This is a genomic window from Salinarchaeum sp. IM2453 (assembly GCF_019693215.1).
GTDB lineage: Archaea > Halobacteriota > Halobacteria > Halobacteriales > Salinarchaeaceae > IM2453.
In genome coordinates, this window is sequence record NZ_CP081183.1 from 371,124 (window position 1) to 384,850 (window position 13,727).

General features: G+C 48.8%; 15 protein-coding genes. 6 read left to right on the plus strand and 9 right to left on the minus strand.

The window, feature by feature from the left end:
* The first annotated feature begins 24 nt into the window (after positions 1-24).
* On the plus strand, positions 25-942 hold the full coding sequence (locus tag K0C01_RS01805) for a phosphatase PAP2 family protein (RefSeq protein ID WP_221170369.1): 918 nt from the start codon (positions 25-27) through the stop codon (positions 940-942).
* Here K0C01_RS01805 and K0C01_RS01810 read toward each other — a convergent pair whose 3' ends face one another.
* The 3 genes from K0C01_RS01810 to K0C01_RS01820 form a co-directional block, all read right to left on the minus strand.
* Positions 943-1,344, minus strand: coding sequence for a TRAM domain-containing protein (locus tag K0C01_RS01810; protein WP_221170370.1), 402 nt, complete (start codon positions 1,342-1,344; stop codon positions 943-945).
* 53 nt (positions 1,345-1,397) lie between these two features.
* Positions 1,398-1,901, minus strand: a complete 504-nt coding sequence (locus K0C01_RS01815; protein ID WP_221170371.1) for a CinA family protein — start codon at positions 1,899-1,901, stop codon at positions 1,398-1,400.
* Between the two features lie 73 nt (positions 1,902-1,974).
* A complete protein-coding gene (locus tag K0C01_RS01820; protein ID WP_221170372.1) occupies positions 1,975-2,586 on the minus strand; it encodes a YkgJ family cysteine cluster protein in 612 nt (203 codons plus the stop codon).
* 146 nt (positions 2,587-2,732) lie between these two features.
* Here K0C01_RS01820 and K0C01_RS01825 point away from each other — a divergent pair, with 146 nt between their 5' ends.
* From K0C01_RS01825 to hemA, 3 genes are all read left to right on the plus strand, one after another.
* Positions 2,733-3,104, plus strand: a complete 372-nt coding sequence (locus K0C01_RS01825; RefSeq protein ID WP_221170373.1) for a hypothetical protein — start codon at positions 2,733-2,735, stop codon at positions 3,102-3,104.
* Between the two features lie 6 nt (positions 3,105-3,110).
* Positions 3,111-3,398, plus strand: coding sequence for a ribonuclease P protein component 4 (locus K0C01_RS01830; protein WP_221170374.1), 288 nt, complete (start codon positions 3,111-3,113; stop codon positions 3,396-3,398).
* Positions 3,399-3,496: 98 nt separating this feature from the next.
* Positions 3,497-4,858, plus strand: a complete 1,362-nt coding sequence (gene hemA / locus K0C01_RS01835) for a glutamyl-tRNA reductase (protein ID WP_221170375.1) — start codon at positions 3,497-3,499, stop codon at positions 4,856-4,858.
* Positions 4,859-4,942: 84 nt separating this feature from the next.
* On the opposite strand, the gene K0C01_RS01840 is transcribed toward hemA, so the two are convergent.
* From K0C01_RS01840 to K0C01_RS01850, 3 genes are all read right to left on the minus strand, one after another.
* Positions 4,943-5,569 carry a ribonuclease H family protein gene (locus tag K0C01_RS01840; RefSeq protein WP_221170376.1) on the minus strand — a complete coding sequence of 209 codons (627 nt, stop codon included), beginning with the start codon at positions 5,567-5,569 and terminating at the stop codon, positions 4,943-4,945.
* 52 nt (positions 5,570-5,621) lie between these two features.
* Positions 5,622-5,867: a DUF8028 family protein gene (locus K0C01_RS01845; RefSeq protein ID WP_221170377.1), complete on the minus strand. Its 246-nt coding sequence runs from the start codon at positions 5,865-5,867 to the stop codon at positions 5,622-5,624.
* 96 nt (positions 5,868-5,963) lie between these two features.
* The gene (locus tag K0C01_RS01850) at positions 5,964-8,189 is read right to left on the minus strand and encodes a CDC48 family AAA ATPase (RefSeq protein ID WP_221170378.1); all 2,226 of its coding nucleotides are present in this window, start codon (positions 8,187-8,189) and stop codon (positions 5,964-5,966) included.
* 262 nt (positions 8,190-8,451) lie between these two features.
* Between K0C01_RS01850 and K0C01_RS01855 the strand changes: the two genes are divergently transcribed.
* Entirely contained in the window at positions 8,452-9,924 is a 1,473-nt protein-coding gene (locus K0C01_RS01855) for a cell division protein CdpA domain-containing protein (RefSeq protein ID WP_221170379.1), read from the plus strand.
* A 70-nt stretch (positions 9,925-9,994) separates the two neighbouring features.
* Here K0C01_RS01855 and K0C01_RS01860 read toward each other — a convergent pair whose 3' ends face one another.
* Genes K0C01_RS01860 through K0C01_RS01870 form a run of 3 tightly spaced genes read right to left on the minus strand, consistent with a single transcriptional unit; the run spans position 9,995 to position 12,587 of the window.
* Positions 9,995-10,450, minus strand: a complete 456-nt coding sequence (locus K0C01_RS01860) for a Mut7-C RNAse domain-containing protein (protein ID WP_221170380.1) — start codon at positions 10,448-10,450, stop codon at positions 9,995-9,997.
* Between the two features lie 2 nt (positions 10,451-10,452).
* Entirely contained in the window at positions 10,453-12,156 is a 1,704-nt protein-coding gene (gene polX / locus K0C01_RS01865) for a DNA polymerase/3'-5' exonuclease PolX (RefSeq protein ID WP_221170381.1), read from the minus strand.
* Positions 12,153-12,587 carry a DUF5788 family protein gene (locus K0C01_RS01870; protein ID WP_221171169.1) on the minus strand — a complete coding sequence of 145 codons (435 nt, stop codon included), beginning with the start codon at positions 12,585-12,587 and terminating at the stop codon, positions 12,153-12,155. Before K0C01_RS01870 ends, polX begins: the two co-directional genes overlap by 4 nt.
* A 249-nt stretch (positions 12,588-12,836) precedes the next feature.
* Here K0C01_RS01870 and K0C01_RS01875 point away from each other — a divergent pair, with 249 nt between their 5' ends.
* Complete coding sequence (locus K0C01_RS01875) at positions 12,837-13,724, plus strand: rhomboid family intramembrane serine protease (RefSeq protein ID WP_221170382.1); 888 nt, start codon at positions 12,837-12,839, stop codon at positions 13,722-13,724.
* The last annotated feature ends 3 nt before the right edge of the window (positions 13,725-13,727 follow it).

The following is a 13,727-nucleotide window of genomic DNA, read 5'->3' on the forward strand; positions in this document are numbered from 1 at the left end:
GGCCATTTGTGTGGATATGAACAAATGAACGGATTCCCAAGTCTTGTCCCAGCGTACCAATTTTACGATGCACAGACAAATGAAGCAGTCCGAGATGTAGTACCAGAGCCAATTATATGGCTGCTGACACACGTTACACATCTTGGTGACGGCGCAGTCTTAGTTGTCCTTGGAGTTACATTGTATTGGTTTGGTGCTGGAGACCGCCGTCAACGGGCGTTTGTACTTGCGATAGCAACTGCATCGCTGGCGGTGGCAGCAGGGATTAAGGGTATTTTTGCAATTCCACGACCAGAGACAGCATTTACCCCACTCGAGTATCCGGGCTACAGTTTCCCAAGTGCACATGCACTGGGGGCAGCAGCAATATACGGAACGCTTGCAGTTGTATTAAACATCTGGACGAAACGTACACGAATACTGATAGCTGGAATCGTGATTATTACCGTGATGCTCTCACGAGTCGTGATTGGAGTTCACTACGTTGAGGATGTTATTGTAGGAGCACTTCTTGGAACGGGGCTAGTTTTGATTGGAATGTATTTCAATCGGAACCCATACTCTGTTTTCACATTCGCACTGGTTATATCAGCAGTTGCATTTGTGATCGGATCGCGAGAATTCACGACACTGGCATTCGGAGCATCGATCGGTGGGATGGTCGGCTGGCAATATGTCAGAGATCAGGAGTTCTCCTCGTCAGGTGCTGCGATCGCTGTATCTGGGATACTGGCGATTCCTCTTATGCTTGGGTTCCGAGGGGTTGAGCTTCTGCTATTTAGCCACTGGCCGACAGAGATTTTCATGTATGCCGTACTCACAGCATTTGTGCTGGCAGTTCCTGTGTGGGCCAAGCAAGTCGAAGACTGGACAGCTGTGAATCGACTACAGGACTCGGTATTTAGCAGACGTCAGCCGAATATTCCAGAGATGGATGACTGATTAGCTGACCGGTTCCGGTTCAATAACCTCTGCAACGGCAAAGTTCGGTTTGACCTCTGTGATCTCAACCTTGACCCGGTCCCCCATATCAGTATCTGGAACAATAATTACGTATCCTCGTTCAACACGCGCTATTCCGTCACCTTGTTTCCCGAGATCTTCTATTTCAAGATATCGTGTTTCACCAATTTCTACCGGCGGCTGTGGCTGATCAGGCGCAGTAGATGAGGATTGTGGCTGTTCGTCATCGCTAAGATGATCTAAAAGCGCAACCCGATAGATCTCATTTGGAGAAACGGTTTCTGCATCGATTTCTCTGCGAGGTATTTCAATAACGTATTTATCCGATTTCTCTTCGACACGAGCACTGAACAAACAAAGTAGGTTATCAGACATATCCACGATTTAAGCCCCTCTAATAGCTATCAGTCGAGGGAATCGTAAAGTATTATCGACTATTGCAATCTCTCAAACAAGTCTGTCAACGCTTGAGTTGCGACATGCTGTTTAACCTCTCTTCGGTCTCCATTAAAGACATACCTAGACACAGAAACTGTAGACTCTCCAGAGTCCCACGGAGCAGCATATGCAATACCAATGTAGGCGGTACCGACGGGATTTTGTTCAGTTCCACCAGCTGGTCCTGCAATTCCAGTTGTCGCAATTCCCCACGTCGTGTCAGCTCGGTCTCGAATACCACGAGCCATTGCTTTTGCTGTTTGTTCGCTAACTGCCCCGTGTTCGTCGAGTGTTTCTCGGGGAACAGCCAGCTCTCGGAGTTTTGAGCCGTAAGCATAGGTGACATATCCCCGATCAAAATAATCGCTGGCGCCTGGAATATCCGTCAGCCTAGATCCAATTAGTCCGCCGGTACAAGACTCTGCAACAGCAACAGTTTCATCTCGGTCACGGAGTCGATCACCAACGCGTTTTTCGATAGCATCGCTTGTACTGGTCATATTTAATATTATCAGTCATCCCGAATACAAGTTATTCTTACCGTCGGGGATTGTGGTCAGCATGATAATATATTCAGGGCTCAAAGGTTCGTCCATCAGGATGTTTTAGCCCTTCTGAGTCATAGACAGCTGGTTCATCCGTCGTATGAGGATTTGTACTGTACTGTTCTTGAACAGCTAAGGACTCTCGCCGATCAGTAATCGCTCGCTGTTTAATTTGCTTTGCAAGCTTACGAGCATCTTCACGGGAAATGTCATTCTCTAGCCCCGGACACTCAGACGCATAGAGGTGATCATGTGATATCCGCTGGTCATCATGCTCAAAGTCAATATCGAATGGATAGGTTTGACAAATCAGCGGACGCTGCTCATACACACTGCACTCGCCATCCGCATAGAACGTGCAGTCACCGCAGTCATCAACCTGCAATGCCCACTCGAGCGTGTCGGCGCCAGTCTCAAAACCAAACGGCATCGGACGAGCAATATCTTCCCAGTCACGTTCCGCTGTTTTGAGGTCTCGAACTTCATCTGGGAAAATTATGGCTGTGTGAGGAGCATTCTCTTCTGCAGTGCAGCATGCACCACATTGAGTGCACTCAAACCCAATATCAACGATCGCCTCAGCTAGAGCGTCAACATTCAGACTTTCCGCCATCGCTAATTCTTCATGTAAGGTTGGCATAATATTCTAGCAAATGCTGTTGTTGCTATTAGCCGCGAACGTTACTAAAGTACATCGACGAAAAATCTCGATCTGAAGGGGAGAGATATACCGGATGAAAATCCGCGACAACAACGTTTTTCGGTTTAGGGAGAATACCGTGGTGCATGACCGACGAAAATACAGAAGAAAGTGAAGCGGACAACGAAGAGAAGTCGTTCCGAGAGCGAGTAGAAGAGATTCGTCAACAGCGAGAAGAAGAAAGCGATGAGGAACGACGTGAACGAATGGAAGATATGATGGGTGGCGGCGGTGGCCCAGGCGGCGGCCCAGGCGGAATGGGAGGGAACCCATTTGCACAGATGATGGGCGGCATGATGGGCGGTGGCGGCCCAAGCGGTCCTGGTGGAGCCCCAGGACAGCAAGCAGAAGAAGGCGGTAACGAAGAGGTCGTTCGAGAACTGCGACAACTGCGAGACGAGGTTCGTGACGTAACCCGACAACTCCAGCGAATTGCTGACGAACTTGAAGACAACTAATCCCGGATGTCGACAGCGCGAATCGCAAAAGAACGGATTGTGCGGCTTGAAACTTTAGCAAGGGACGCCGCCGAAGATGGAGAAGTTGATCAGTCCCGACGATATGTTCGCCTTGCACAGCGGATTGCAGAACGAAACCGGCTAGAGCTACCGGAGACGTTCAAGCATTTTACCTGTGATCGATGTGATCTGTACTTGCGTCCGAGCAAAAACGCACAAGTGCGGCTTCATGATGGACGCGTTGTGATGACATGCAGTTGTGGTGAACAGAATAGATATCCCTACAAGGATTAGCCGATTCCCCAAGACTAACCAAGTGGAAAAATTTAGGTAGGAGCATCATAAACGCGTAACAGACGAAATACGCAGTGTATGATTTCTGTAAGGAAACGATGACAGGAACATCGGGAATTATCACGGGAGTATGTGTTGCACATGACCACGCCACGGTTGATGAGATTACTACCGCCGGAGCCGAGAAGCAATGCGAAGATGTCAGGCGATTGCTCAGAAAAAGCGGCGTAAGAGAAGCATTTGCGCTACATACGTGTAATCGGACAGAAGCGTATGTAGTAACAAATGACCCAGAGATGGGAAAGAATGCGCTAAGAGATATTGCACCAAATGTCAGAGATACAGCGGTGCGATACTTAGATCATGACCAAAGCTTAGAGCATTTATTGCGTGTTGCCGCTGGACTGGAGTCAATGGTTGTTGGTGAGGACCAAATCTTAGGCCAAGTCCGCGATGCATACGAAGAGGCTCAAAATGCCGGTGGAATTGGCCCGATGTTCGAACAAGCAGTAACAAAAGCGATCCACGTTGGAGAGCGTGCGCGAGCAGAGACCAAGATCAATGACGGAATTGTGTCGGTTGGAAGTGCTGCCGCAAAGTTTGCATCGGAGGAAGTCAAGTTAACAGAAGCAACAGCAACAGTTGTCGGCGCAGGAGATATGGCTGAGCTGACGGCCAAAGCACTCGAGGTACGGGGTATAAACGAACTAAAGCTTACGAACCGAACACCAGAACGAGCAGAAGATCTTGCACGCCATCTTGAGGTCTCTTGTAATATTATCCCACTTTCAGCAATTACATCACACCTCCCAGAGACAGATATCGTTATCACAAGTACGGCAAGCAGTGAACCACTGCTAACAGACACAGAATTTGCAGATGCTGGACAAACAATTGTTATTGATATTGCACAGCCACGGGATGTGAAGCCAAGCGTTGATAAATACGAACACGTGACAGCATACGATCTTGATGCACTTGAGTCGGTTACAGAAGCAACGCAGGAACAACGACAGGCAGCCGCAAATAAAGTCGAAACTATTGTTGATGATGAGCTAGATCAATTGCTTGAGCAGTTCAAACGCAAGCGTGCCGATCAGGTTATTCAGGCAATGTACGAAGGAGCAGAGGAAATCAAAGAAGAAGAGCTTCAAAACGCAATTCAACAGGCTGAGACAGCAGGCGAATTGACTGATGATCAAAAACAGGCACTGGAAGCAATGGCAGATGCGCTAATGAATCGACTGCTTGCTGCCCCGACAAAAAGTCTAAGAGACGCTGCCGCAGAAGATGACTGGAATACAATCCATACTGCAATTGAGCTATTCAATCCAAACTGGGACGGAAACAATCCACCCCAGGGCCACAAGTCAATGTCAAGGGGACATCACTCAGGTACAAACGCATCCTCAGCAGAATTCCCACACGGTCAGTCTCCTCCATCAAAACAAGGAGACTGAATACCTATTTTTCTGCAGGCGGAGCAGGCCGAATGCCTCGGGGCCTGATCCCGAGGTACTTCACGATAAAGAAGACATTATCGTTCAATCACTTGCAGGTGGTCGTTTGGATCGAGACGGTGGTGGAACTCCTTCTGGAGTGTTCTCGGTCTCAGGGTTAGTGGATCGTTGTGGGAGTTCACGGTTTACATGTCCATATTGGTCGGGACGATTAGCAAGTGGATGCGCAGGATTATGATCACTCCTAATTCGAGCAGCACGGATATTATCAAATCCAGCGATACGTGCTTGAATGCCTCGCCAGTGGTTTTCGGTTATCTGTGGCACAGTTACGGAATGTGTAAACTCATAATCCGGCCGATTAATCGCCAACGTCATCGAGTTAACATTCTCTGCGAGCTGGTCGTGATCAACAAGAATACCAACAGTTGCATCAGCGGATACGTGCTCAGCGAGGACGTCTAAGCCGAGATGTAGTGCTCGGTACTCAGCAACGTTATTATCTGGTGGCGAGTCAGGAACGGAAAGACGAGTCACTCGTGAGCCATCATATGCCTCAATAACAACGCCGAGCCCTCCTCCACGTTCACGGAAGGACCCATCGGTTGCAACATAGTAATCACGATGGTGAGAATGTGGTGGATGAGCAATGTGCGGCGTCGGTGACTCATCAAAGAGGTCTCGCAACACCGGCCGACCATGTGTTGCCATACAGTATCATTGTCCTGCGATGTTATATAAATTACGAGGGGAAAGGTCGGAGCTACTTAAGTCGCCAGAGGTGGATCATCAAGGCATTCAGCGAGAGTAACAACAGGAAAGCAATAGTCTGTGTCACAGTGTTCAGACCGGTAAACAGAAGGGGAAGATACAAGAATGGAAGCGAAATCGAAGCCCACGCACTTATTGCACGAAGTTGGTCACCGAATCGATGGACAAACTCGGAAATATGCAACGACTGCTCAGAACGAGATTGAGAAAACTCCGAGGAATCCGGAACCTGTGACATCTTGCCACAGTGTATGACACACATGCACATATATTTTCGGAATGACAATTGTATGACAAATATCAGAAAACAAGAACAAAAGAAGAGAGAAGACAGCTACTGGAAGCCAATGCGGCCGCTTTGTCGTCGGTCAGTAGGCCCGGACGTATGACCTTGGAATTCCTCTTCAATTTGCTCGTAGTAGTCAGTCAGCTCGTCTGTAATTGTTGGACGGACTGAGCCAAGTGCATCCTCAAAGTGACGCATATTAACGGTTTCAGCATCAGGATCGTCGCGTAATGCCTCAATGGCAGCCTCACGGGCAATTGTCTCCAGATCTGAACCAACGTACCCATCAGTATCCTCAGCCAGTTGTCGAAGGCTGACATCAGGAGCGAGTGGAGTGTCTTCAGTGTGAATTTTCAGGATCTGTTCTCGGCCATCAGTATCCGGCTCTCCAACCATGACGAGCCGATCAAAGCGACCCGATCGGATCAGAGCTGGATCAATCATGTCAGGTCGGTTCGTAGCGCCAACAACCATGACGTTCTCCATTTCTTCGAGTCCATCTAGCTCAGTCAGCAACTGGTTGACAACTCGCTCTGCAACGTTTGAGTTTGAGTTCTGCGAGCGATTTGGTGCGAGGGAGTCGAGTTCATCGAAGAAAATCACGGTTGGGGCGACTTGCCGAGCTTTCCGGAACGTTTCTCGAATCGCTTTCTCCGATTCACCAACCCATTTGCTCAGCAGTTGTGGGCCGCGAACTGAGATAAAGTTAGCATTGGTTTCATTTGCGACGGCTTTGGCCATAAGGGTCTTTCCGGTACCCGGTGGTCCATAAAGTAAGACACCCTTCGGTGGCTCAATGCCGAGACGTGTAAACCGTTCAGGATTGCGCATTGGCCATTCGATTGATTCTTGAATGTCTCGTTTGGCATCTTGCAATCCACCAACATCATCCCACGAGACTTTCGGGAGCTCAACAAGGACTTCTCGCATGGCGGATGGCTCAACCTCACCCAGCGCATTCTTGAAGTCTTCGCGTTTGACAATCATGCGGTCGATGAGGCTCGGCGGGATGTCTTCCTCATCAAGATCGATTTCTGGGAGATATCGCCGAAGTGCACGCATTGCTGCTTCTTTTGTAAGTGACTTAATGTCAGCACCAACGAATCCATGCGTTTCGGCAGCAAGGTTGTTAATATCGACGTCATCAGATAGAGGCATTCCTCGGGTGTGGATCTGAAGGATTTCAGAGCGACCGGTTTCATTTGGTACTCCAATCTCAATTTCACGGTCGAATCTGCCAGGTCGACGTAAGGCTGGATCAACCGAGTCAACACGGTTGGTCGCCGCGATGACAACAACCTGTTCGCGGGTTTCAAGCCCATCCATCATGGTAAGGAGCTGTGCTACAACCCGACGCTCAACTTCACCCGTTACGTCCTCACGCTTAGGCGCAATCGAGTCCAACTCGTCGATGAAGATGATCGATGGAGATTCTTCGGCTGCATCTTCGAAGATTTCCCGAAGTTGTTGTTCTGATTCACCGTAGTACTTTGAAATAATCTCTGGGCCAGCAATCGAGAAGAAACTGGCATTAGTCTCATTTGCGACGGCTTTGGCCATAAGGGTCTTTCCGGTACCTGGTGGACCGTGTAGTAACACACCTTGTGGCGGTTCAATGCCGAGCTTTTTGAAGATTTGTGGATGCTTCATCGGAAGCTCGACCATTTCTCGAACGCGCTGAATCTCGTTCTCTAAGCCACCAATGTCTTCATACGTGATTCCACCGCTTGCTTTTTCGTACCCGGTAATAGGTTCTTCGCGAAGTTCTACGTCGGTGTCCTCAGTTATCAGGACAACATCATCAGGCTCAGTCTCAACAGCGATGAGCGGGATTGCTTGTCCAGGAGAGCGCATGAACGGGTGATTTGTGCTGCTCATGACTGGGACAATGTCATTTGCGACGACAGGTCGTTTCAGAATCTGGCGTTTAACCATGCCAGCAGCGTCAGATCCAAACTGAACACTCGCATCTTCGGGTGGAGCAAGCGTCAGGGATTCCGCCTTAGTTGCTTCCGCTTTTCGAATTGTCACCCGTTCACCAATACCTACGTCAGCGTTCTGTCGGGTGAACCCGTCAATCCGAACGGTATCCGTATTCCAGTCTTGGCGATCTGCACGCCAGACCTTTGCTGCTGTCGTTTCCGCACCCTCAATTTCGATGATGTCGCCCGGACTAAGTTTGAGGTGAAGTAACGTATCCGGGTCTAGTCGAGCGATCCCTCTGCCCGAGTCATTCGGGTAAGCTTTGGCAACTTCCAGTTGGACTTCATTCATGCTGTAAGGTTATTTGATATCAGATGTGAACGCCGATATGTCTTTTGTTGGCAATACCTATATCACAATATGTACCAATTGATAGCATTATATAAACAACATAGGCAGCCACCACTTTGAGCATACAAAGTGAAATCATGTACAGCGATATGGAATGTTTGACAATACAACGATTATAGCGCAGGGCAAGCCAGAAACACCGGTGCTGTTGTCCGAATGTCTGACGTACTGTTATAAGTATGGACTACAAACTACAGGTAACATGAATAGCCTTGCGGATACCTATGGTAACGGTTCTATTGGGAGCGACGGGGGTGGACGGCGACGGCCACTAGCGATTGGGCTGATTGTGGCAGGAGCAATATTGATTCTTGTAGGGGCGATAATGCTGTTTGGATCCGTTGGAAGTGGGGCAACGCCATATCTCATCGCTGGGGTACTTGGCGGGCTGGCGTTGCCAACTGTCCTCGTCGGAGTTGTAGCAACGCTCCAGACGTCACCGGAGTTACGGGTGATTGCAGCAATTGGTGGAAGTTTAACTATCCTTGGAGTTACCTTATTTTGGTATGCATATCCCGGACAGTGGGGGACATTTGGAAATAATCCGGCCGGCTATGCCATCGTCAGCTATCTCCTTGGCATGATACTGATTTGCGGTAGTATACTTGCTGGAGCGATGCTTCGACAAGGAATGAGACAAACTTCCGGATTGGGAGGGTCAAGTACCACCCACACAGGAAGTACATCCGCCTCCACCAGCCAAAGTTCACAAACATACACAACCGCCAACACGAGTCAAGCACAGCAGTGGGATGGAGGAACACAGACTGTTACAACGAGCGATGGTGGTACGGTTGAGCGACGAATCAAAGAAGTAGATACGATCGGGACATCATCATCCAGTAACTCACAGTCGAGGGCACAATCTCAGAGAGGAAGCATGTCATCATCCCCTGAGGTTGATAAGATAACTACATCAGGACAGTCTCAGAGAGAGACACAGAAAAAACAGCCAGATGAACCATCTCAACAATCACCACGTCTAGATTCACCAGATCGGTCAACAAGCACAACGGGAAGACAGCAAGTAGACGCGGTTCCTGACTCACGGGATCGATGGGTGGAAAAAGGAAAACAAGATACGACCACTTTTGATCAGGGTGCCGGTTCTACGAACACAAATGAGCAGTCAGGTAACACCGGATCAACATTCGGGTCAACAGCCGAAGTGTTTGGATCATCTCGGCAACAAACGAATACGGATACTGGACCAGCAACAAACAAAAATATAGACGCCTCACAGGTCGGCTCAAGTAAAGATAGAGCGCGATCAGGGCCAAGCACAGCTAACAGCCGAGAGACATCGGGAGACAGTACCACAACAGAATCTGAGTCCACTGGTGGGATCGATATCATTGCTGGTGAGGATCAAACAGAGACCACAGAAAGCACTAGTTCGTCCCAAACAACAGGTGCTGCACCAACACAAACGAACTCCTCGCCTGCACAGTTGGACACAGAGAACACGTCTACATCACGTTGGTCGCCTGATTCTCCACTTGGGGATCCAATCCCAGAGGATCGGAAGCCTGACTTAGCTGATCGTTACTGTGGGAACTGTGCATACTTTGGATACGGTGACAGTGGTGTACAGCCACATTGTCAGTATCACAATGAAGACCTCAGTGATATGGAAGCCTGTCATGATTGGCAACCAAATAGCAAGAGAAACTAATCCCAGTCGGTCAACTGCTCCGGGGTCAAGCCCCGAGGCACCCTGCCTATATCTCTGTAGACAGAGCAATTCAGGATTCTTCTTTAACTTGTTCAAGCGTTGATTTGACTTGATCCCAGTGGCCACCTTTCCAGAAGTACTGTCCACAGGACTGACATTGCCAGATACTTTCTGTATCTGGCGAAGGAACATAATCTGGAACAGTAGTTGCTGGGGGAACTGACTGAACATCTCCGTTACACTGTCCACAGTATTCTGGTTGATCAGCAAGTATCAACGGAACACCAGCACCGTGAAGCTCTGAAAGTTGTTCTGTCGTGTGTTTGCTTGTGAGTAGGATTGAATTGGTGGCACGATCTGCAAGCGCCTGGTTGCGAGTAATAAGTGTGCGATTCTCAGATTCTGAAAGTTCTAGTAAGGCGTCGTCAGCAGTAATATCTTGATCTAATGCATATACCGTATCATGGCTACACATTCGTAGGTACGAAGCGAGACTACCACACATCGCATCAAGCAGCAGTCGCATGTTTATAATGAGTCAGCGGGCATCGTATTAATAATATCGTCTGCAGTTGCCCAGCCTCGTCTGGCTGTATGAACTCCAAACCGGAGGTATTCATATTCGGGGATTGAATGACTATCTGTATTAATTGCAATCTGTGCACCGGTATCAATTGCTTCCTTGATAACCTCACCCCATAGATCCAATCGTGCCGGGTTGCTGTTGACTTCCAGAGCTGTATCCGTGCGGGCAGCTGCCTCACCCAATGCAGTTGCATCAAATGAAAGCCCAGAGCGTTGGTTAATCAGTCGGCCACTTGGATGGCCAATAATGTCGACATCCGGGTGTTCCATAGCGGCAATAAGGCGGTCAGTGCCATCTCCGCCAAGCCCACTGTGTGGGGATGCAACAACGATATCAAGGTCTGCAAGCAGTTCATCACTGGTTGAAAGATCGCCGTCAGCCGTGATATTTGTTTCAACACCAGTTAAAACATCAATCGGAGCATCTGCATCAACTTCATGAACACGTTCAATCTGGTCTCGAAGTTCTGAGTCAGACAACCCAACGCTACCGACAATTCCTGGGCCAGAAGCGTGGTCAGTGATTGCAATGTATTCGTGGCCGTATTCAGCTGCACCTGTAATCATCTCTTCAATTGTCCGCCGACCATCTGACCAGTCTGTATGGACGTGTAAGTCACCACGGAGATCAGCATGGATGATAAGATCTGGAAGGTCACCTGCTGCAGCTGCATCAATTTCTCCACGGTCTTCTCGGAGTTCTGGCGGAATCCATTCCAGCCCAAGAATATCATACATTGATTCTTCTGTTTGTCCAGCAAGCCGCTCACTGTCTGTTCCCTTGTCAGCATCGAATGCTCCGTATTCATTCAGTGAGATATCCTGGTCCAATGCATAGTTTCGGAGTGTCACATTGTGCTCTTTGCTACCAGTAAAGTACTGAAGTGCACTGCCGAACTGATCTGCATCGACAATGCGAAGGTCGGTTCGAACACCGCGGTATCGGATACTCGCTTTCTTTGAACCAGACTCAATAACTTGGTTAGCCTGGTCAACGAACATTTCAACGACATCTTCAGGGGAGTCACTTCCAACAAGGATATCAACATCACCGATTGTCGGGCGCCAGCGGCGAATTGAGCCAGCAACTTCACACTCGTCAACAGCATCGTGTGCATCAAAAAGATCAAGCAGTTCATCAGCGATCGGACGGGCATCACCAAGCAGTTCTCGCTCTTGAGCTTCTTTTGCAAACTGGATATTTTCAAGGATATTCTGCTCAGTTTTAGCACCAAAGCCAGAAATATCTCGGATGCGGTTTTCCTGTGCAGCCTGCTCGAGATCAGTCAGCGTGCGGACATCCAGTTCAGTGTAGAGTTTACCGGCAGTTTTTGGGCCAACACCTTCAACGCTGGTCAATGCAGCAATATCAATTGGCATCTCCCCGCGAAGTGCCTCTAATTCTTCAATTGAATCAGTTTCAACATACTCGTTGATTTTTGTAGCAATCGCCTCACCAACTCGATCGATCTCCTGTAATTGATCGGGAGTCAGTTCTGCGACTGGTTGTGACTGTTCACGAATATTGTCTGCAGCGCGGCGGTATGCCGTTGGTTTGTACTCGACACCAGTCGCCTCTAAACGATCAGCAAATTCTTCCAATAGTGATGCAATCTCGGTATTTGTTGGTGTAGATGTATCACTCACAATTTTTCCCTCCGCTGTGTTGGATCGTTCCCAAGAACTTGTTTGAGAAACCGAACCCAGCGCTTCTGTGATTCAACCTGATGTTCGGATGCTTCCTGCTCAATCTCCGGTGAAAGCTCATCTAAGGCATTAAGCGCACGATCAATGCCGATAATTTCGTCAGCAAGCGTTTCTCCCTGTTTACGAGAGATGGATCCTTCCTGAAGCGTATGAAGACGCATGCGGCGTGCTCGGCGAAGATTACGCTTTGCCTGTCGAATGCGCTCGCGTTCCGCTTTTGGATATGTCTCACGACGACGGATTTCAAAGACGAAGTCACGTAGTGCCACAGAGCTTTCCTGAATTGTAATCTCATCAGGGATTGAAGCACCAATTGTTGCCCCTTGTCGCTCAACACGCTCAAGAAGCTGCTTGCGTTCGTACTCTCTCACAGCGATTACTGATACGGCTACGTGATTGATCAATGCATCGCCAATGTTGGGACAAGTGCCATGTACAAATAGTTTAACAAAATTGAACACTAGAATGAGGATGAATCGGGCGAGAAAAAATACAGCGGTGCGGCTGAATAACAAAATCGTATTACCAACAACTGTTAATCACATTGTGAGAGGCAGGAAAAGCAACGATGGGCTAAAGCAATCGCAAGTTCCTTTGTCTGGGCCTACATAGCACAGATGATGCCGAAATGTGACGTGTGCGGTTACGAGGTAACGCTCCCGCGTGAGTGTTCATATTGTGGCGGCACGTATTGTGAAGACCACCGCCTGCCAGAAGCCCACGATTGTCCAGGGCTCGATCAGGCAACTTCACCGCAACGAGGAAGTCCATCTGACGGCGCATGGGGAAGGCAGCAGCAAACAGGACCGGACTTTGATGGTGCACCATATGGAAGCGATCCAGACGGCAGCGGCATTGCCGGATATTTCAAGAAGAACATGACCTTCGTGTTCTTGATGGCAATGTGGCTTGTGTTTGGCCTTCAGTTGGTGTTACAGCAATTTGGAGTTAATACGGTACAATATATTGCACTGGACACATTCCACGTTGCGTATGTATGGACATGGATTACTGCCATCTTTGCACATGGTGGATTTGCTCACATTGCGATGAACAGTATTGTCCTGTACTTCTTTGGGCCATTACTGGAACGGCGAGCTGGAAGCAAATCATTCACACTGCTCTTTATTGGTTCAGGAGTACTCGCTGGGCTCGGACAGATACTGATCAGCTTTATTGAAGGCGCACCGACAGCTGTTGTTGGTGCCAGTGGTGCGATACTGGCAGTAATGGGTGCAATGACAGTACTGAATCCAAACCTTCGGGTACTGTTGTTCTTTATTATTCCGATGCCACTCTGGGTCCTGACAATTGGGTTTGCGATGATTTCGGTGTTCATTATGGTGACAGGCGGAGTCGGATTAGGTGGAATTGCACACGGAGCGCACTTGCTTGGATTGCTTGTTGGGCTTGTATATGGCCGCCATCTGAAGAAGAAGGGCGTTTCAGCACCTCAACAGCTTCAGTTTGGCGGCGGCCGCCGTCGTGGGCCTGGTGGAAGATTCTAAATA